This window comes from Chamaesiphon sp., from assembly GCF_041737865.1.
Lineage (GTDB): Bacteria > Cyanobacteriota > Cyanobacteriia > Cyanobacteriales > Chamaesiphonaceae > Chamaesiphon.
On the sequence record NZ_JBGSQZ010000119.1, the window covers coordinates 1 to 20,390 of the forward strand.

Genomic DNA, 20,390 nt, shown 5'->3' on the forward strand with positions numbered 1-20,390 from the left:
AAATCCGAGTAGTTGAAGATACAGAGGAGTAGAACTATTCATGGGAATTTTAGCTAGAGCGTTGATAACTTTAGCTTCTCATGTTTTTCTACTCTTTCCTACTCCCTGTCTGCTTTTGAGGCATTTGTGTCAGTCAGTCAGGATTAGCCCTAAGCCAGCTAAACCTAAATATATTTTTTGAATGCGTCGTTGAGGTTGGGAAGCTTTGTGTTGCATTACTTTCGAGGCTACTGATGTTGATTTCATCTCTTTCGATCGCATTACTTGGTATTTTCATGAAAATGTCTTAAATTTATGCAGAGCATAAAAGGAGAGAAATAAATCTCATTTCTAAACATTAAACCGATCGATACGACCTAGAGCTATCATTTATGCAGCCTATTTGCTGCGGTATCTTAGGGATTATGACTCGATCGATCGAGTGAATAGTGCCATTTTTAGCACGTTCTGTGGTAATTACTGTCGAACTACCAATTCTAATTCCATCACTTAGATCGATATGGAGCGATATACCATCGATCGATTTCAGTATGATTGACTGTTCATGCTTACTAGATCTTGATATCTAAGATCGCCTGCTACAATGTGACTATTTACCATTTCAGTCAATAGCAAAACATTTGAAGTTAGTTGCATCACTGCTTTTGGCAATTGTGTAAATGCTCGATCGCGAGGGGCAAATACAGTAAAAGGGTCAGCACCATGCAAGGTTATATCTAAACCTGTGATTTGAATCATCCGATTAAACATCTGAAGTTCTCAGACTTCAGGTGTAGTATCAATAATGCTTCTCATCATCCGATCCCAAAATGCGGTCTTAGTTTCATCATATTTAGGAATAATATTCTCCTAGCTCCATATTACGGTCTTCCATCTAGAGTTGAGAAGGTATGGAGAACCTGACTTTTCACGTTAAGTCTGAAGCCGAAGAGGGGAAAGGATTCCCGTAGGAAGAGGCTTTTAGAGATATAGTGGAGAAAAGCTACATGCGAGAGGTCAAAAAAATGCTCGAATAGTGGACAAAAAACTTTTCAAGTTGCCAATTGGGAGATGAGCGATTGGATAATCGCGCCATGTGGATTGGAAAAGCATTGAGTGAAAACTTTGGCAGAGCAATGTCAGAAATCTTCAAAAGTGCCAACGAGTTGAAAAGAATTTATGAATTTTGCGGAGTTCGTCCGAGCGGGTTTCCCGCTCATGGAACGAACCCAAGCAATTGGACTGTTATGGCAGAAGCTCTGGAACAGAGAACATAAAGCCAAACCGCCTCAAGCTGAAACACCAGAACAGACAAAACAACGTCAAAAGATTGCCAGAAAAGCGGCACGTCAAACACCGTTAGACCAGAAATAATCCTATCGCTGGGTAGAAGCTCTGACCGAACTAGAGCAGAAGGTGGAAAATTCCACCCGTGTCATTCATGTCTTTGACCGCGAAGGTGACATCACTGAAGTTTTCGATACTGTACGTCAGCTCAAACATACAGGTGTGCTGGTACGGGCGAGTCATAATCGCAGCTTAGACCACAACAGTCAATGACTCTGGGATTTCATCACCGCCCAACCAGTTCGGTTTGAACAAGACATCGATCTCCCCGCGACCGCTCACCGTCAAGCTCGAAAGACTAAATTGGCAATCCGATTTTCACCCGTTCAACTGAGAACACCATATCGGTTTGACAATCGTGACCCTTTAAACGTTTACGCTGTCTATGCTACTGAAATCGATTGTCCAGAGGGTGAAACCCCGCTTGAATGGATGCTGACGACCGCAGTTGTGGACACTATTGAGATGGCGGCTACGATCTTACGTTGGTATACTTCCCGTTGGCGCGTCGAAGAGTATCACAAAATTTTCAAGTCTGGCTGTCAGAGTGAACGCTACCGATTGGCTGCTGTTGGCATGAAGACCATGCTGGGCTTTTTAAGTGTCATTGCGGTAGAACTGCTACATGTCACCTATCTTCATCGCACTCAGCCCGATGCTCCAGCATTGGAAATTCTCAACCCCGTTCAGATGGAAGTTTTAAAGGCTGGGAGATCCAAAAAACTTCCATCCACTCTCACAGTTGCTTGGGCTGTAAAATCTGTTGCTGCTTTGGGTGGTTTCCAGTTGCATCGATCGCAATTACTCAAACAAGCACAAAGAATTCAAAACACGTATCGCTCTTGAGTAATGCCACCTTTGGTAATACGATCTACCAAGCTACTCCTAACCTTCCTTCACTGTATATATGATTACATCCACCCCGATCGAATATCTCAATCTCCCCAACTCGCCCCTGTTTGGTACCGACGGCATTCGCGGGAGGGTAGGCGATATTCTGACAGCGAATTTGGCTCTCCAGGTAGGCTACTGGGCGGGAATGGTGCTGCGTGAGGCGGCTGATGATGTCGGACCGATCGTGATCGGTCAAGATTCGCGCAATTCTAGTGATATGTTAGCTAGTGCCCTAGCTGCGGGGATTACCTCAGCGGGGATTGAGGTGTGGAACTTGGGATTGTGTCCTACGCCTGGGGTAGCCCATCTGACGGCGACTAGCGATGCGATCGGTGGTGTGATGATTTCGGCTAGTCATAATCCGCCGGAAGATAATGGAATTAAGTTTTTTGGCGCAAACGGTACAAAGTTAGCCAAGGAATTGCAAGCAGCGATCGAGGCGGGAATCAGAGGACAATCTGGGCAGTGTTTGGAGCCAGAAAAATGGGGTCATCTTTACTTCACGCCGGAATTAATTACTCAGTACATCGAAGCAATTAAAGAATCGATCGCGCCAGAGGTCAGTTTAGCCGGGATGAAAATTGTCCTCGATCTAGCTTCAGGTGCGGCGGTGGATGTAGCTCCAAAGATTTTTACGCAATTGGGTGCGGAGTTAATTTGTCTCCATGATGAGGCAGATGGAGATCGCATTAATGTCCGGTGTGGTTCGACACATCTAGGATCTCTGCAAGCCGCCGTCACCCTCCATCAGGCGGATCTTGGGTTTGCCTTCGATGGGGATGCCGATCGAGTCTTGGCGGTAGACAACCTCGGACGGAAGGTGGATGGTGACTATATTCTCTATTTCTGGGGACAATACCTTCGCAACTTGGGGCTGCTCCCGAATGATGAAATTATCACCACAGTGATGGCAAATTTGGGCTTTGAGCGGGCTTGGCAAGCTCTGGGCGGTAAAGTTGTGCGTACTGCTGTCGGCGACCAATACGTCCAAGCTGAGATGACTAGTAGTGGGGCGATGCTGGGTGGCGAACAGTCGGGGCATATTCTCTCGCCTCAACATAGTGTCAGTGGGGATGGAATTCTGACTGCGCTGCATCTAGCGGCGATCGTGCAGCAGTCGGGGCGATCGCTGGCTGAGTTGGTGGATAGTAGTTTTCAGACGTATCCTCAAATCCTGCACAATGTGCGGGTAGACGATCGCGAAGCTCGTTTAAACTGGGAAAAATGTCAACCCCTTCAAGATGGTATAGATCGGGCACAAGACGCGATGGGCAATCTAGGACGGGTGTTAGTTCGCGCCTCTGGTACCGAACCGCTAATTCGGGTGATGGTGGAAGCTGAAAGTATGGATATGACTAAATACTGGACGGAATATTTAGTAGCGATCGTCGAAAAACATTTCTAAATCGATTTTTAAATAATCTAAGTTTGGTAGGGGCAATGTCTTGTCCTGACAAAGCAGAGATCTTAGGGTACTCACAAGGGGCACCCCTACACAATTAACCTGTAGGGGTGCCCCTCGTGGGTACCCTAGATCTACAATTAACACTAGTCTTTTCAAACTGTTGCAAGATGTGAGATTAGAGATTTTCTGGATCGATGCCCAATTCTCGTAACTTGGTAGCTAATCTTTCCGCGCGTTGTTCGGCTTCCTGACGACGGAGATCTAGATCGATAAAACTTGAAAATGTTTGACCATCAGGGCGATAAATTACTAATCCGTCGGGTTCTAGTTTGAAGCGAATTCCTAGCAATGGACTAATCCAGTCAGTCGGTTGCTCTATCGATTCTAGTCGATCTTCACTTCTGATCCAACCAGTAAAATCCAGTCGATCGGGATCGTATAAATAATACTCTGATACCCCATACTGCTCATAAAAGCGTAACTTGCGGTGCATCTCCCCCAGCCGATTTCCAGGCGATAGAACTTCAAACACAACTTGCGGTGCAATTCCCTCTTCCCGCCATTGTTGATACGATCCTCTGTCTCCTTTTGGTCTACCGATCGCCACCATCACATCCGGTGCTTGGCGAATGGTATTATTGCCCTCGACTGGATACCATAATAAATCCCCCGCCACAAAAACATCAGGATTTTGGGCGTAGATAAGTTCGAGATTTTCTTTAATCGTGACAATCCACCGAAATTGTTTAGTATTGTCGGACATCGGCAACCCGTCGCTATCTGGATAAATAATATTTGCAGTGGTTTCAGTGGGTGTTTGTGCGACCATAGCTATCTACTCTATAGATTTAATTGCTGTGCAAAAATTGAGAGATGGATAAAATGAAAAATATTCAGCTCTGTACTGGTGCGTTACGGCTTGAGCCTAACACACCCTACGCCGATCTCGATCGAATATCTAAACCACAGCTTACACCCCAAAAAACCGCTCCACAGCATAGCTCTGTACTAGTTTATTGTCCGTTCGACTCAATCGGAACATTTTTAAAAGCTTGTGTTGAAGGTATATTTAGGTTAAAAGAGTATACATCATCTGGCATTTTCATTAAGATAGAGCCTTCAATTGCTCAGGAGCTATTACATCATCAGTAGCAACTCCATCATCTATCTTACGAACTTGATACTGAATATTTATTAAATCTTTTTTACCTGAATTACGATTTTCAATTCGATTAACTCGGATTAATTCAATTCTTGCTTTATCGTTAAAGGCAAGCTTAAACATTTCTCCTGGTGCAATTTTCTTTGCTGGTTTAGCTACTGATGGCGTTGATTCTACTGAACTTGGACTCTCGGTTGCATTTGAAACTTCGGTTGAAGGTTGTGTGGGAGCTTCGGTAGCCTCTGTCTGTGGGGCTACTTTTTCTGTCTGTTGAGTAGCCGAATTACATCCAAATAGCAAAAAGGGCAATATTGAAATTAATGATATGTAGAAGGAAACATATTTTAACATTGAGAACGTCTTGAGATAAGGTATCTATCCTATGATTCCCTCATTTCTCTGCAAATAACGCAAAAATTTCCTTATCGTGCCCCAAAAGTAGATCCCAGTAGATAAATGTAGTGGCTCGACACGACTAAAACTGTGGGTAAAGCGATCGCTCAAAATATTACTCATTGTATTTTTCAGAGTTCTGAATGCCCACAGTTTTAGTCGTGTCGTCCCAGTAGGGTGGGCACTGCCCACCATCTAACTGTAATGCAGTTCTGACACTATCTCGATCGAATCTCCAAACTCAAAATCACACTCCAAAAAACCGTTCCACAGCAGCGAGAATCTGTGTTGAAGCAGTTCCATCCCCGAATGGATTAATTGCATTCGCCATCGCTTGATAAGCCACAGGATCGCCAAGCAACTCACTGGCTGCGGCGGTAATTCGGGCTACATCCGTCCCGACTAACTTTGCAGTTCCGCCAGTGACAGCTTCAGGACGCTCGGTAGTGTCTCGGAGTACCAACACGGGCTTACCCAAGCTGGGAGCCTCTTCCTGAATCCCGCCGGAGTCAGAGAGCAGCAGATAACTGCGTTGGATCGCACCGACGAGTTGAGTATAGTCAAGGGGTTCGGTGAGGAAAACGCGGGGATGAGTGCCCAACAGTTGGGTAAGTGGTTCGCGCACGGTAGGATTGCGATGTAGGGGTAGTAATAGTGCCGTATCGGGAAATTTCTCCAGGATTTGGAGCATCGACGCAGCGATATTTTGGAGCGGTTCGCCCCAATTTTCGCGACGGTGGACTGTGGCGAGGATAGTCCGATATTTAGTCCAGTCTAAGCCTGGAATATCGCAAGCAGGTTGAGATTTAGCGACGGTGAGGAGGGCATCGATGACGGTATTTCCCGTCTCATAGATTTCGCCTGTCACGCCGGATTTGTGGAGATTTTCGACGGCGAGACTGGTGGGGGCAAAATGTAACTGGGTAATCTGGGAGATGAGTCTCCGATTGGCTTCTTCAGGAAAGGGATTGTAGATATTGTCTGTCCGCAATCCGGCTTCGACGTGTCCGATCGGGATTTGCTGGTAAAATGCTGCTAGAGCGGCAGCGAATGCCGTAGTAGTGTCACCTTGAACGATAACTAGTTGGGGGGCGATCTCTTGGAATAATTTTTCTAACCCCTGTAAGCTACGTTGGGTAATATCTGTGAGCGTTTGTTGATGCTGCATGATATCCAAATCTCGATCGGCTTTTAGCCCAAAAATCTCCATCACCTGCGCTACCATCTCTCGATGTTGCCCAGTTAAAACCACCTGTGTCGTGAATTTACTCGATGCTTGAAATGTGCGAATCACAGGGGCTAATTTAATGGCTTCAGGACGAGTTCCGAGGGTAAAACAGATAGGAATCATAAGCTCGTAGGTAGTGGATAGTAAGTCGATCGATCGGGCAATCTCCAATCATCAAGATTTACACAATATTATCATCCTATAAAGGGGTTGCTCTTGCCCCCTCCCCTTTACAAGCAGGGCTGATCCATCCACCAGATAAAAACCGATCTAACCCTTTTCTGTCGTTAAGTCTCGATCGAATGTAGATGGAAGTTAAACGAAACAATTGGGTTTTAGCATTATTCTTTTTCCAATAGATTAGCCCTGCTTGTAAAGGGGTGGGGTAAAGATCTACGCAACAACTCAAACCATCCTGTGAAAAAGAACACAAAAAAGCTCGGATAAGGCTCCGAGCTGAGGTTGAGATAGATGAGATGAATAAAACCGAACAGTGTGATTTCTAGGAATCAATATCACAGGTGAGTGGGCAAGTAGCATAAGTAGTGGTGTTAACTGGGTTTGCATCACCGTGCAACCAACTTAACCAGCGGACTTCATGAGGATGAATACCTTTTGAAGTTAGGACTCCAGCTCCGACCACTACTGCTAAAATATTGAGGACAATCGTGCCACCAGCAACTAGTAAAACTGCACTTACTGGTAGGATTGGGTTGAGTGTAATTGAGAGTAACGCTCCGATGGTAGCCATCAACACAACTAATGGGAAACCAACTACTAACAGGGTCACTGTTAGCGCAAAACACCAAATTAAGAAGCTTTTAGCTGTAGCGATGTAACGACTTTTGGAAATGGTGCGATTTTGAGTTGATTGCATTTTATTGGCTCCGGCTATCTAGATGGATACTGGCTAAAACTGATACGTTTTGGTCAATCCCATATCGGGGATCAGTTTAAGCTGATGGTATTAATATAGATAATCCACTCGAAAAAAAGTATGTCTGTTAAAGAAACTTTACATCATTATTAATCTATAAGATCGTAAATACCACTCGAAATCTGCTAATAATTCTCCCCAGAGGAGGTTGTCTTAATCTGGATTGTCGGCTATGCAGAATCATCAGTCACCCGCCAGCTTAATTTGAGATTGAGCCAATAATTAAATAGGGTGACGCTAGCGATCGCAATGAAGTTGGCAATATATCGATCGTGGATCGCGAAGTTGTAGAGTAGATGCAAGAGCGTCAGACTCAACATTAGTCCCACCAGACAAATTAAATTAAATTTCAAAAAGCGGCGAAATTTTTGACGGCGACTAGTTTGAGTGCGAATTAGATCGGCAAATGTCCAACGATCGTTCCAAAGGAAATTGTTGATAATTGCGGACTCTCCTGCCAAAATCTTGCTTAATATTAGTGGTAAGGCAAGTGTACTGGCATCGCTAAATAAGTATAGTAAGGACATATCAACTACTACCCCACTCAAACCGACGGCAATAAACTGCAAGAATCTCCCACTCCGAGCCAGTCGCAATCTAAATAAATGCTGAATATACTCTAGATATTGTCGCCCTGTAACTTTACTATTTCCAGTTTGGCGTTCTTGGAACTCATAGCCAACCTCAACAATCTTGCCAATATCGCCGCGCCCGATCACTTCGATCGAGATTTTATAACCCACAGGGCTTAATACTTTTGAGGCGATCGTTTCTCGCCGCAGCAGGAAATAGCCACTCATCGGATCTGTCACCCGCCCGATCGTTTCTGGGAGAATTATTAGTCCCAGTAGTTGTGCTCCTCTAGATAGACAGCGACGGAGCAGACTCCACTCGCTCACTCCACCGCCTTCGACATTCCGACTCGCGATCGCTAGATCGGCTCCCGATTCGATCGCTTGCCATAGCTGCCGCAGGACTTCAGGCGGATGTTGCAGATCGGCATCGATTACCCCCAGGATCTGCCCTCTGGCGGTCTGCCAGCCCCTGATAACTGCTGTTGCTAGTCCCCGCTCCTTTGTCCGTCGCAGGACGCGCAGATGGGGATATTGCTCGGTCAGATCTTGCGCTAATTCCCAGGTGCGATCGGGACTATTATCATCAACTACGATTAGTTCATAATCATTTGGGATGAGTCGATCGAGTTCGATCGTCAACTGCTCCACGATTTGGGCAATATTATTCCGCTCTTGATAGGTCGGAATAATTAATGATAATAAGATCTCTCGATCGATCGTCGGTGGTAGCGGCTCGATTAATAAATCGCCTGTAGATATGGGTAGCAATAAATTCTGTCGGAGCATGTAAAAACGAGTCAGAGGAAAAGGATAAGCGGGTAGAAGTCAAGACAAAGGCAATTTCCAACAATAAAGGTGGGTAATACCCACCTTTTTTAGTATTAACTAGTTAGCCATCAGTGACTACTTAGTAGACGGCATCAGCACGGTATCGATCGCGTGGATCACACCGTTACTAGCTTTGACATCAGCCATAATGACATTAGCATTATTGACCATCACTTTTTTGCCGCGAATTTTGACAGTAACACTACCGCCTTCAACAGTGGCAACTTTTCCTGACTTGAGCATCTTGGATGTCACAGCACCAGAGACGACGTGGTAAGTGAGGATTTTTTGAAGTTGCTGTTTGTTCTCAGGCTTGAGCAGGTTTGCCAGAGTAGCTTTGGGTAGTTTGGCAAAGGCAGCGTTGGTAGGTGCAAATACTGTAAAAGGACCAGCAGCCGATAAAGTTTCCACTAGATCTGCTGCCTTTAGTGCCGCAACTAATGTTGAGAAATTTTTATTTCCCGCAGCAATACTGACGATCGTCTTGCCAGTAGGAGCCGTCGTTTTAGCAGGAGTTGTCATCGACCCCCCACTAGGAGTTGTCATCGACCCATCACTAGGAGTCGTCATCCCGCCACTAGGAGTTGAGGGGCTAGTTGAGGGGCTAGTAGTTGTTCCAGGAGTACCACTTTGGGCATGACTAGAAATACTGACGAAAAGACCTGTGGAGACAATCGCCGCACCCAGAGTAGCCGCGATCGATTTTTGGAACATGGATCCAGACATGGGAATTAAACCTAACTAAAAATATGAACACTGATGATATTCCATGACATGCAATTAAGTTTTGTGTTCCCAATCCGTAAATGGATCGATCGGTGATTTGTAGATGCTTGCCGATCTCATCGATCGAGATCTTCTAAAAACAGCGTCCTGGATTGAGCATGTCGAATGGATCGAACTGTTGTTTAATTTGTCGCATCAGCGGTACCGCATTACCTCGATAACCCCAAACATCTAGTTGCTGTTTCACCTCTACAGGTGCTTGTAAGACAGAGAGAAAACCGCCCGCCGATTCACAATGACTGCGGAAGGGGGCAATAATATGGTGCGAGTCTGAGATCGCGATGGCTCCGATGCCACTATTGAGGTGAATTACGCCTTTGGCTGTATTGTCTGTCAATCGATCGAGCAGATCGATCGTTGCTACTGCTGCGGTGAGTCTGACACCTAATTTACAGCCAATGGGACGGTCGCCCCAAATTCCGGTTTGAATGCTACTCCACAGTTGTGCTGCTTGCGCTCCTTGCCAAGTACCACCCTTTAACCCCAATCCTTTGGCAATCTCTAGCAACTGTGCTGACTGTTGGGCGATACTCTCAGGAATTGTGGCAAATTTCACTACTAAGCTGGGAGTATTACTAATCTTCAGATGCTGACTAAATGCCGTAGAAACCACGTCTGCGGCGATCGGGGTCAAAGTACTGGCGAGGAGAATTTTAGCCACGTTCGCGAGCCGATCTACCGCTCCGGTGAGAATCACAGTTCCCTCAGTGGTGGAGACTGGATACACCCGCAAAGTCACTGCTGTCAAAATCCCCAGCGTGCCATAGGAGCCAGTAAATAGCTTCATCATGTCGTAGCCAGCTACATTTTTGACTACTCGTCCGCCAGCTTTGGCGATTTTGCCATCAGCGCGGACAAAAGTGATGCCCAGGAGCAAGTCTCTGACGCCACCATAGCGATGTCGCAGGGAGCCAGTATCAGCCGTGGCAATAATGCCGCCAATTGTGGCTCGATCGGGATAGGCTGGATCTAGGGGTAAAAATTGCCCAGCGGTAGCTAAAATCTCTTGCAATTTGGCGAACTTCATCCCCGCCTCGACGGTAATCGTCAGATCGCCGACAGCATGAGCGATTAAGCGATCGAGTTTCTGAGTACTCACAAGCGATTTACCACCGCTAACAATCCCGCCCCAGTCTAGTTTAGTGCTGTTTCCGGCGACTATTAGTGGCGATCGATCCAGGTTGGCAATGGTAACTAATTCGGCAAGTTCTGCTGCGCTCGTCGGCAGATGGGGAGGCATTGGGATATCATTAGTGCTGTCGCCCATAAAATCTCACTCGTTAGCAGCAAATAGTAAAAATTGTAGCTTCTTCGATCCAGACTATCACTATTTACTCATCCTCAATCGCCGAACCGCCGCTGAAAAACCAGTGCAGCAAATTATGAAGATGTTGTGTTCGCCACCATCTGCACCCCAGATCCAGTCAGAATTACTCGCAGACATCACTCAAGCTCTCAATGCTGATGGTAGTAGACTCCTGATCCTGGCAAAACCCCTAGCTCGACGCGCGCAAATCTATAGCTATGGCTTACAGCCGCGTACTTCCACCCCGATTGAAAAAAATTCGTTGTGGCAAAATCCGATCTATCCGCATCTGACTTCCCAGTCGAGCGATGCCGCTACAGTACAGCCCCTAGCAAAAGTTTATCCAGTAGATCGGGTATCCCAACAACCAGCATTAGCACCGTTGATGCCTGCTTTCGATCTGGCGGGGATTGAGTCTTTACTGATCTTGCCCCTCCGTTACCACCGTCAATGTGTTGGCTGTCTGACTATATTTAGATCTGCGTCTATTCTCAACCAAGATTTTCAGTGGACAGATCGTCAATTGCAATTAGCTCAAAGTTTAGCGATGCAGATGTATGTGGCTGTGATGCAACAACGCGTCGAGCAGATGGTTCGCGATCGAGCTTATTATGATACTTTAACTGGCTTACCCAATCGACAACTATTAAATCAATACTTGACTCTAGCTTTGGCAAAAATGCCGTCTACTGGTGAAGTTTTAGCAGTAATACTTGTCAATATAGATCGGTTCAAAGATATTAATGATAGTCTCGGTCATGGAGTTGGCGATCGATTGCTGCAACTAATTGCCGAACGCTTAGAAAATATCTTGGGGACAGAGGCACTAATTGGACGCTGGGGTGGGGATGAGTTTGCACTGATCGTTCCCTGTCTGAGCAATATTTCGGCTGTAAATCGAGTTGCCGATCGGATCTTAAATTGTTTCAATCTTCCCTTTGCTTTCGATCGAGATTTTCATACCTTAGAGACTAACTTATTATCCACCAAAGCTAGTATCGGCATTGCTATCGCTACGAGCGAAAGTGTCGATACATTACTTCAACATGCTGATGCTGCACTTAAATGCGCCCAAACTAATGGCAATAGCTATGAGATTTATCATCCCAGCGGGGGTAACGTTCCGGTTGCCAAAATACTCGTACCAAAAGAGAATCGACTGTACTTAGAAAACACGATCGATCGAGCAATCGCTCATGCAAAGGGCAATCCGTTCGACGAGCGAAAGTTACTACTACATTATCAACCACAACTGGATACTCAAACTGGAAAAATTGTTGGAGTCGAAGCTTTAATCCGGTGTCAACTGCATCAAAAACTAATTAATCCTGCTGATTTTATTCCAATTGCCGAAGAAACTGGATCGATCGTCCAAATTGGTGAATGGGTAATTAGAGCAGCTTGTCAGCAGAAAAAAATTTGGCGAAATATGGGACTGGGTAATTTTCCAGTCGCCGTTAATTTTTCAGTTAGACAACTCCAAGATCGCAACTTAATCGATAAGATCGTCGCGATTCTAGCAGAAGCTGAACTCTCACCGACGGAATTAGAAGTAGAAATTACTGAAAGTATCGCGATCGAAAATTTAGACCTGACGATCGCGATTTTAGAATCTCTCCGAGGAATAGGTGTTAAGATCGCTTTGGATGATTTTGGTACGGGTTATTCTTCCCTAGCTGCGCTCAAGTATTTACCCCTAGATGGACTCAAAATCGATCGCTCATTTATTCGAGAACTTCGGGCAAATACGATCGATGCAGGGATTGTCAGAACTATTGTCAATTTAGGACACGAATTAAATCTCAATGTCGTAGCTGAAGGGGTAGAAACAGTCGAACAATTGGAGTTCTTGAGATCGATCGATTGCGATACCGTTCAGGGTTTCTTATTTAGTCGCCCTTTGCCTGCATCGGATTTTGAAGCTATGATTACACCAGATAGTTATTGGCATCAAAATCTATCTCATCCTCACAGTTAGTCTCGCTAATCTATTATCCAAATTTGAGAGCAATTCTTATTTAGGATTGCAAAAACAACAGGAACAAGAAAAGCTTCTTCTTGTTCCTGTAATTTAATAACTAGCGATCTAGCAAACTTAGAGGTATGGCGATCTTAAATAAGCATCTTTACCTTTAGAGCGCAAGCAATCCTACAGATTGTTACTGCAAAGAACTCAGATAGGATTGCTATATCTACTATCTAGGAGGAGCGGGTGGAGTAGGAGCCGCTGTAGGTGAAGATTGGCTGGCAACTTGAATTAGTTGACCTAACACTGATTGGAGAGCTTTTTGTCCGTTGGGTGCGTCACTCAATGCTTTCTCAGGGCCGAGTTCGCCGACTAAAGCCTTAACGTAGTCATTGTAGGCTCCAACCGATGCGTTGAGCTTGGTGGCACTGATATTTCCATTGCTAGAGCGCATCCCTTGCACGGTATTAGCAAGATTGCTAGCAGCTCTGCCTGTTGCGCCATCAGCAGCAACACCAGCAGGTAACAATGCTGCAACTAAAGGTGCAGGTGCTGCACCATTGATCACATCAAATGTGGCTGCATCGCCAACAGTATTAGCTGTCAAAGATTGTGAAAGCTGGTTGACAGCATTTTGGCTCCCAGAGACATAAGCAGGTTCGCCGCTACCGACAGAACCACCACCACCAGCGCTGGTGATCGAGTTGAAGATGTTACCGTTATCGGAACCATTGCCAATTTGGGCACTAGCAGGAGCGAGATTGAGTGCGACTAGACTAGTAGCTACAGCACCCAGTCCTAACAAATAAGATGATATTTTCATGTTGATACTCATGATGAAGGGGATGAATAGTGCTGTTGGAAATTTGAGGATCGATCCTTAAATTTCCAACAGTTAACAAATCGAGTAGCTGAGATTAGAAACTAAATCCTAAACCACCGCTAACAACAAAGCGAGAACCGCCTGTTTCGTTGTTGACTAAATCGACGAATGCTGGAGTAATTTGGAGTGAAGCACCACCCAAAGGAATCGAGATAGGTAAACCAACGCCTAAATCTTGACCATTCCAGTCAGCAATTAGTGTAACAAAGGGTAATATACGAGTACCAACACTACCAAAGACATTGATGGTATCCCGACCACTGCGGATATCACCAACTGTGCGGAAGCGACCAGCACCAGCACCAACTGATAGAGTGGTGTTGCTAAAGAAGCCTAGATTTGGATCTGGGTTGAGGATGACGCTAGCTACACCGTAGCCAGTCCGACCGCCATTGACACCACCATCGCTGTTGTTGCCAGCAACGCCGGAATTATTACCAAAGGTAATCGCATTTTCAAAACCACCAGCGATCGCAAAGTTATCGCCGAGTTGTTTGTGAATCTTGAAACTAATACCACCGTTCTCGAAGGAACCAGCACCCTGTCGAGTGTATGTAGTCCCAACAGCTTCTAAGCCAAAGAAATTACGAGCATCACCTAGTCCAACCCCAGCGGAGTAGGCATAAGTTTCCGGCCCTTTACCACCTTGTGGCGGCGCACCTGCTGCGTTTGGTGGATTACCATAGATGTTCGGACGGGTTTGGTTTTGATAGCCTGCGCCCACAAAGAAGCCCGTGCTGGCACCAAAAGCACTTGGAGTAGTCAAACCACCAATAGGATAAGTTCTGACTGCACCAGCAGAGATTTCTGGTAATTGGCTGGGGATGCTCAACCTGGCGATCGCTTCATCAGCAGTGACTTTGGGAGCATCTGGAGTACCAGTAATGCTCGTGACATACACACCGTTGGGGCAAGATGCAATGTACTTGTTGGCAGGGCTAGACGGGTCGAGTGCAGTCAGTCGGCCCGAACCAACTAGTACTTGGTGAATGTAAGCGGCAACGTCAGCACGAGTTGCTACGGTGTTCGGCCCAAAGTTTCCACCAGGAAGCTTGCTGCTGTCGTACTCGACACTCACAGCTACGCATCGTTGCGTTGCAGCAATCAGAGCATTTTGACCGTAACTAGGGACTTGAGCTGCGTCACCGAAGACGCTATTGAGGTCTAAATTGCCGGAGGGTTCTAGTCTACTACCATTGACTATGGAAACTAAACCTTGAATCCGAATAATATTTTGATTTGGCGCGAAGGTGCCATTGGGATATCCAGCTAGGAATCCACTTTGGTAAGCTTTTTGGATGACTTCGGATGCCCAGTATCGGTTGGGGACATCTTTAAATTTACGTGCAGCCCGAATTGGTTGAAGGGTGAAGGATTTGTTTAATAAGGCAGCAAACTCAGCACGAGTGATCGCTTGGTCGGGTTTGAAAGTACCATCTGGATAACCAGCAATAATACCTTTGTCAACTAGAACTCTGATGAAAGGTTCTGCCCAATTACCAGCTACATCGCTAGCTTGAGCAACTTTATTTGCTGCTGGAGTCGCGGGTGCGGTGGTGTTAGTTGCTTTAACTGCATCAACTAAAGGTACAGATGCTACAACTTTATTTAATGAACTGTTATTGCTGGATGCAACGGGTGTTGCACTCGCTGGACTCAGGGCAATTAATACACCCGTAAAGACCGATCCTAGTAATAAGGATGCAATTCGACCGATCTGAGCATGTTTGAAATTAGACTTTTGATTGTTTTGTTTCATGGTTTCTCTAGTGCACTCCTCACCGGATAAATTTTGTCACTTCATGATTATACTACAAATTTCCGGATCGAGAGAAGTTGGTTGTTTATTTATTGTAAGTTTACACAGTGGGCAATTTTGAAAATACATACTACAAGATTAGTTGTGTTCGTAGTCACCAAGATTATAAATCAAGTTTAAAACTCGATCGAAACTTTAATTTAACTTATTTAAAACCGTCGATTGTGTCATAATATTATGCCCACTAAAAGCCGATCTTTATTGAGTATTGAAGCTACAGCGGCAACTCTCGAAAAACTTATAAATGTACTTTCCAATCATCAGAAGTATACTATTCTGACGTCAATCGATGTTGGTTTGTTCCTGACTTCAATTATTGCAGCGATCGGCTGTGAGTGGGGATTTGACCTCATACCTATGGCACCGTGGCACCTCGGAAAGTTTGTGGTACTAGAAATTAGTATCAAAATTGGACTATTTTGGGCGTTCAGGATTTATCAGCAGGTATCGAAGTACATTGATGGTGAATTTATCTTCACGATCGCTAAAGCTGCGATCGCAAGTTCTGTAGCGATCGCGGCAATTGCTAATTGGTTTATCGATCCAGCAATTCCAGCTTCCATCCTAGTTAGTGATGGAATGCTGACGCTGATTTTGGTAATTGCCTTTCAGCTCAGTATCCGGCTGACGCTGGATAAGATACTCCGAGTCGATCCAGGCCAAAATAGTTGTGGTGTAGTAATTTATGATGCGGGAAGTGCTGGCTGTATCCTGGCTCAAGCATTGGCTGGAGAAAACGGCAAAGAGTTACCGATCGATTGTCATGCGGCTCTACCGATGGGACATCCCAAGATTTTCTGTGCTCGTGAGGCTGAATTAGGCTGGAAGGAGCTTTCGCCTGAGCTTAGTAGTTTATTAGATGCAGCATCCCTTACAGCAAAGGTTCTAGAGGACAAAAAGAGTGTTTTAAATGTTTGACAGCTTACGCCAACGGATTGAGGATTTTCGCTCAATGACTTCTAGCTTCGCTGTGGATTGTTTTTAGGCTGGGGATTGCCCCAGCCTAAAAACTTCGCTGTCAACACTGTGCCTACGGCAGGCTATCGCCAACAGTGTTAGCTGTCAACTGTTACTCCTGGGCTGATTCCTTCCGTTGCGAAAATCCCCAAGTGAAAATAATGGCTACCAGGACGATCGTTAACGACTCAGGAATCTCCAGATCGGGATAGAGAGCGCGTACCAAGAGCTTAATCCCGACCAAACCTACAGCCACATAGCCAGCATCTTCTAGATGAGCGTATTCATCTAGCCAGCGGATAAACAAATCTGCCATAAATCTGAGTAAGATAATCCCGATCGTCGCTCCTGCAATCACCAACCAAGTATCGGTTGATACAGCAATCGCCGTAGCGACACTATCGAGAGAGAAAGCCAAATCCGTCACAGCAATAATCGGAATCACCTGCCATAGAGAAGTATACTGAGGGCGTTGCTGTTCGCCATCTTCATTTTTACCTGCTGTGAAATATTGAAACACTAGCCAGAGTAAGTAGGCAGCACCTAGAACTTGAAATTGCCAATATCGTACTACCCAAGTCGCGGCGACAATCAACGTCATCCGCAAAATATAGGCAAAGAGCAGACCGATATTTAATGCTTTCGGACGAAGTTTTTCGTCAATCAAGCCTTGGGAAATGGATGCTAGCGCGATCGCATTGTCGGCGGAGAGTACTGCTTCTAATGCGACTAGTACTAAGAGGAGAATTGGTGTGGACAGACCAACATCTACTGGTAACTCGATCGGTTTGTCTATCATCGATAAAGTGAATGGGATGGGCAATGGTCAGAGCGATTCTCCGAGGGAGAGGCTACGCCAACGATTTTTGACTAGCAGCGACATCGGCAAAGTTGTTGCTGCTAGATTACTAGTAATTTATAATTCTACCAAACTTCAGGATTGTTTCCTTAATTGTAACTGGAACGTTAATCTCGTCGATCGCCATCGACCAGTTACCGCACTGTGTCAGAGAAGTTAACAATCCCGTAATGTGACGATCGATGCTAGGGTCGCCAATGTTATGATTATTTGGCTTTGTCGATCGCCATTAATGGCGATCGAACAGTATTTTCATACTAAGATATACTTGAAGTCTTTACCTTGTGTTTTGCTTGGTGCAACGTACAAGTGAGGAAGCATCTACCAGCGGATGTGACTTGTCCCTCAACCCTAATTCTTACCTAACTTATGAATAGTTGCATTTTGATGGCGGAGATTATCAAAAATCCCGAATTACGCTACACGGCTGACAATCAGATGGCAGTAGCGGATATGTTCGTCCAGTTTTCGCCACCACCAGGTAGTCGCGTAGACGATCGACATCCCACGATCGAAGTTGTTGGCTGGGGAAATTTGGCAACAGAAATGAAGGAAAATTATAAGATCGGCGATCGCGTGACGATCGAAGGTCGGTTGCAGATGAATACGATCGAGCGCGATGGTTATAAAGAAAAACGCGCCCAACTAGTTGCGAGTCGTCTATACCACATGATGGCGATCGATTCTCCCGCTGTGACATCCACAGCAGCCGCTACAACAACGATGTCGCCTTCATCTAGTCGAGCTAGCACTCCGGCTCCAGCTCGGATCGAAGAGCCGCCCAGCTTCGATGAAGATACCGATAAAATTCCGTTTTAGTCTCAACAGACTCGATCAGGGCACCCCTACACAATTAACCTGTAGGGATGCCCCTCGTGGGTACCCTGGATCTACGTTTAGCACTAGTATTTTTCAACTGTCTTGACGCGCTGTCTTGTCGTTGTCTTGACGCACACAACCTGGAGCGGCGCATCGAACGGGACGTTCGCTCCCGTTTGTGTGTGCCAAGAGGGGAAACCTCCAGGTTGTGTGCGTTGCTTTTTTATTCGGCGGCGTTTTTAGGCGGGGGTTCCCCCGAATAAAAAAACGACAAGACGGGGGAACCCTAGACATAAAAACGCCGCTGTCTTGAAAAGGTGCTCCACTTGCCTGTACCACCGTATCGTCCCGGCGGGGAACCCACTGGGCGGGAGAAATAACCAGTTGACCATGGAACGAACCCAAGCGGGGAAATCCCTGTTCCCGCACTTTTCGCTAAACCATCGGGTTCCCCGTAGACGAGCAAAGCGAGGCGTGTCGTTGGCGTAAGCCTGCCGTAGGCACAGACGGAGAGCGCGTCGCTGATGCAAGCTGTGAGCTTACTCAAATCCTAGTTCTAGAGCTGTCACCAATCCAGGTAGAGTATACTCAGTTGCTTCGATATCGACCTTACCCAATAACTCTCGACAGGTAGCCGAAGTCTGCGGGCCGATCGAGGCAATACATACTCGTTCTTGCCAACCAGATGGTAAGCTGGTGCCGATTAGTTGACAAAAATGTTTGACTGTTTTGGAACTAGCGAAGGTAATAATATCGACCTGCTGCTGTTGTAGGGCGAGTAGGATGCTAGGATCGATCGTCGCTGGACATTGGGATTGATAAGCGGGTACTTCGACGATTGTGGCTCCCAGATTGGTAAATTCTTGGACTAAAATTTCACGTCCACCTGTCTCGACACGCGGAAATAAAATCCTTTGTCCAATTGGGGAGATCGGGAAATTACTAATTAAAGCATCAGCGACAAAATCTGGCGGGATAAAGTCGGGAGTAATCCCCTCTGGTTGGAGCGATTGGGCGGTTTTTTGACCGACGACAGCGACTTTAATTCCGGCGAGGGCGCGGCTATCTTTACCCGCAGCGTGAAACCTAGTAAAAAATGCCTCCACACCGTTGGCGGATGTCAGTAGCAACCAATCAAAATCACTCAATCTGTCGATCTCGAGATCGAGAGCCTGCCAACTAGTCGGTGGAACGATCTCTAGTGTGGGCAGTTCTAGCACCCGTGCGCCACGCGATCGCAACATTTGGGAAAATTCACTAGCTTGTCCGGTAGCGCGGGTAACAAGGATGGTTTTGCCAGCAATGGCGACACAATTGGCACGCTCTGCTGCTGCCAAATCGGGGCTGACTGGAGCAATCGACATCCCGCACTGTAAATACTCTCGCAATCTCACTACTTCTCCCACCACAATTACTGCTGGCGATAGCTCACTAGTCGCAGTCTCAGAGACGATTTGACCTAAATCCGATATCCAGACTTGCTGTTGCTTTGTTCCCGCCCAGCGAATGATCGCGATCGGCGTATTGACAGATCGATCGTGTTTTAATAACTGAGTGACTATTGCGCCCAGTTGGTTAGCTCCCATCAAAATCACTACTGTCGGCATCCGCGCCAACGCCTCCCAATCGAGATCGTCAGGGAGATGAGCGGTAACTACCGCAAAACCTCGACTCAATACGGGATCTGTGAGTGGTATCCCCGCCAATAGCGGCGCGACTAAAGCGGTCGATAGTCCTGGGACGATCTCATATTCACAACCAGCAGCAATTAGGGCATCAATTTCGGCAGTAACGCGCCCAAAAATGAAGGGATCGCCGCTCTTGAGGCGGACTACCAGCCGTCCTGTTTGGGCATATTCCACCAGCAACAAATCGATTTGGGATTGGAGCATACTCGGTTGTCCGCCCCGCTTGCCCACATTGACTAGCACACAACTAACAGGGACTAAATCTAGCAAGCAGCGATCGACTAAAGCATCATAAATCAATACCTCGGATTGAGTCAGAATCTGTTGCGCTCGCATCGTCAAATAAGTGACATCCCCAGGTCCCGCACCCACAATATATACTTTGCTCATTAACCGTGAAGGATAAATAATTATTGATTAAAGACGCAGGTTAGTGGTGTTGGTATAGATCGCTCGGCTGACTTGCCCGAAACCGCAGAAACGATCTGGTTTTCTCATCGGGCGATGCCAAATCGCTAACATTTAACACCTAATTTAAGCTGCTGGCGATCTTCGATCG

Annotated in this window: 20 protein-coding genes; 8 read left to right on the top strand and 12 right to left on the bottom strand. The window is 46.1% G+C overall.

Annotation, left to right across the window (positions count from 1 at the left end; all coding sequences use genetic code 11):
- Positions 1-525 precede the first annotated feature (525 nt).
- On the bottom strand, positions 526-750 hold the full coding sequence (locus tag ACEW9J_RS08600) for a fasciclin domain-containing protein (protein WP_373544723.1): 225 nt from the start codon (positions 748-750) through the stop codon (positions 526-528).
- Between the two features lie 408 nt (positions 751-1,158).
- On the opposite strand from ACEW9J_RS08600, the gene ACEW9J_RS08605 reads away from it, so the two are divergent.
- The 4 genes from ACEW9J_RS08605 (at position 1,159) to glmM (ending at position 3,625) form a co-directional block, all read left to right on the top strand.
- On the top strand, positions 1,159-1,353 hold the full coding sequence (locus ACEW9J_RS08605; protein WP_373544751.1) for a hypothetical protein: 195 nt from the start codon (positions 1,159-1,161) through the stop codon (positions 1,351-1,353).
- Positions 1,354-1,395: 42 nt separating this feature from the next.
- Entirely contained in the window at positions 1,396-1,539 is a 144-nt protein-coding gene (locus tag ACEW9J_RS08610) for a hypothetical protein (RefSeq protein ID WP_373544724.1), read from the top strand.
- A gap of 90 nt (positions 1,540-1,629) precedes the next feature.
- Positions 1,630-2,172, top strand: coding sequence for a hypothetical protein (locus tag ACEW9J_RS08615; protein ID WP_373544725.1), 543 nt, complete (start codon positions 1,630-1,632; stop codon positions 2,170-2,172).
- A 61-nt stretch (positions 2,173-2,233) separates the two neighbouring features.
- Positions 2,234-3,625 (top strand): phosphoglucosamine mutase, encoded by a 1,392-nt coding sequence (glmM, locus tag ACEW9J_RS08620; protein ID WP_373544726.1) that lies wholly within the window; start codon positions 2,234-2,236, stop codon positions 3,623-3,625.
- 175 nt (positions 3,626-3,800) lie between these two features.
- On the opposite strand, the gene ACEW9J_RS08625 is transcribed toward glmM, so the two are convergent.
- The 7 genes from ACEW9J_RS08625 to ACEW9J_RS08655 form a co-directional block, all read right to left on the bottom strand.
- Positions 3,801-4,454: a Uma2 family endonuclease gene (locus ACEW9J_RS08625; protein ID WP_373544727.1), complete on the bottom strand. Its 654-nt coding sequence runs from the start codon at positions 4,452-4,454 to the stop codon at positions 3,801-3,803.
- A 276-nt stretch (positions 4,455-4,730) separates the two neighbouring features.
- A complete protein-coding gene (locus ACEW9J_RS08630; protein WP_373544728.1) occupies positions 4,731-5,138 on the bottom strand; it encodes a hypothetical protein in 408 nt (135 codons plus the stop codon).
- Positions 5,139-5,427: 289 nt separating this feature from the next.
- Positions 5,428-6,531, bottom strand: a complete 1,104-nt coding sequence (gene wecB, locus ACEW9J_RS08635) for a non-hydrolyzing UDP-N-acetylglucosamine 2-epimerase (protein ID WP_373544729.1) — start codon at positions 6,529-6,531, stop codon at positions 5,428-5,430.
- 379 nt (positions 6,532-6,910) lie between these two features.
- A complete protein-coding gene (locus ACEW9J_RS08640; RefSeq protein WP_373544730.1) occupies positions 6,911-7,285 on the bottom strand; it encodes a hypothetical protein in 375 nt (124 codons plus the stop codon).
- A gap of 230 nt (positions 7,286-7,515) precedes the next feature.
- Positions 7,516-8,706, bottom strand: a complete 1,191-nt coding sequence (locus ACEW9J_RS08645) for a glycosyltransferase (RefSeq protein ID WP_373544731.1) — start codon at positions 8,704-8,706, stop codon at positions 7,516-7,518.
- 117 nt (positions 8,707-8,823) lie between these two features.
- Entirely contained in the window at positions 8,824-9,474 is a 651-nt protein-coding gene (locus ACEW9J_RS08650) for a fasciclin domain-containing protein (protein ID WP_373544732.1), read from the bottom strand.
- A 133-nt stretch (positions 9,475-9,607) separates the two neighbouring features.
- Positions 9,608-10,801 (bottom strand): FAD-binding oxidoreductase, encoded by a 1,194-nt coding sequence (locus tag ACEW9J_RS08655; RefSeq protein ID WP_373544733.1) that lies wholly within the window; start codon positions 10,799-10,801, stop codon positions 9,608-9,610.
- Here ACEW9J_RS08655 and ACEW9J_RS08660 point away from each other — a divergent pair.
- On the top strand, positions 10,788-12,818 hold the full coding sequence (locus ACEW9J_RS08660) for a putative bifunctional diguanylate cyclase/phosphodiesterase (RefSeq protein ID WP_373544734.1): 2,031 nt from the start codon (positions 10,788-10,790) through the stop codon (positions 12,816-12,818). The two genes, ACEW9J_RS08655 and ACEW9J_RS08660, sit on opposite strands and share 14 nt — an antisense overlap.
- A 217-nt stretch (positions 12,819-13,035) precedes the next feature.
- On the opposite strand, the gene ACEW9J_RS08665 is transcribed toward ACEW9J_RS08660, so the two are convergent.
- Positions 13,036-13,629, bottom strand: coding sequence for a hypothetical protein (locus ACEW9J_RS08665; protein WP_373544735.1), 594 nt, complete (start codon positions 13,627-13,629; stop codon positions 13,036-13,038).
- A 94-nt stretch (positions 13,630-13,723) separates the two neighbouring features.
- The gene (locus tag ACEW9J_RS08670) at positions 13,724-15,448 is read right to left on the bottom strand and encodes an S-layer homology domain-containing protein (RefSeq protein WP_373544736.1); all 1,725 of its coding nucleotides are present in this window, start codon (positions 15,446-15,448) and stop codon (positions 13,724-13,726) included.
- Positions 15,449-15,685: 237 nt separating this feature from the next.
- Here ACEW9J_RS08670 and ACEW9J_RS08675 point away from each other — a divergent pair, with 237 nt between their 5' ends.
- Entirely contained in the window at positions 15,686-16,426 is a 741-nt protein-coding gene (locus tag ACEW9J_RS08675) for a hypothetical protein (RefSeq protein WP_373544737.1), read from the top strand.
- Between the two features lie 151 nt (positions 16,427-16,577).
- Here the strand turns inward: ACEW9J_RS08675 and ACEW9J_RS08680 are convergent, their stop codons facing one another.
- A complete protein-coding gene (locus tag ACEW9J_RS08680) occupies positions 16,578-17,264 on the bottom strand; it encodes a TerC family protein (RefSeq protein WP_373544738.1) in 687 nt (228 codons plus the stop codon).
- On the opposite strand from ACEW9J_RS08680, the gene ACEW9J_RS08685 reads away from it, so the two are divergent.
- Both ACEW9J_RS08685 and ACEW9J_RS08690 read left to right on the top strand, forming a co-directional pair.
- Positions 17,254-17,484 (top strand): hypothetical protein, encoded by a 231-nt coding sequence (locus ACEW9J_RS08685; RefSeq protein ID WP_373544739.1) that lies wholly within the window; start codon positions 17,254-17,256, stop codon positions 17,482-17,484. The genes ACEW9J_RS08680 and ACEW9J_RS08685 overlap by 11 nt on opposite strands.
- A gap of 209 nt (positions 17,485-17,693) precedes the next feature.
- Positions 17,694-18,143, top strand: a complete 450-nt coding sequence (locus ACEW9J_RS08690) for a single-stranded DNA-binding protein (RefSeq protein WP_373544740.1) — start codon at positions 17,694-17,696, stop codon at positions 18,141-18,143.
- Positions 18,144-18,682: 539 nt separating this feature from the next.
- Here the strand turns inward: ACEW9J_RS08690 and cobA are convergent.
- A complete protein-coding gene (gene cobA, locus ACEW9J_RS08695) occupies positions 18,683-20,221 on the bottom strand; it encodes a uroporphyrinogen-III C-methyltransferase (protein ID WP_373544741.1) in 1,539 nt (512 codons plus the stop codon).
- Positions 20,222-20,390: the final 169 nt, after the last annotated feature.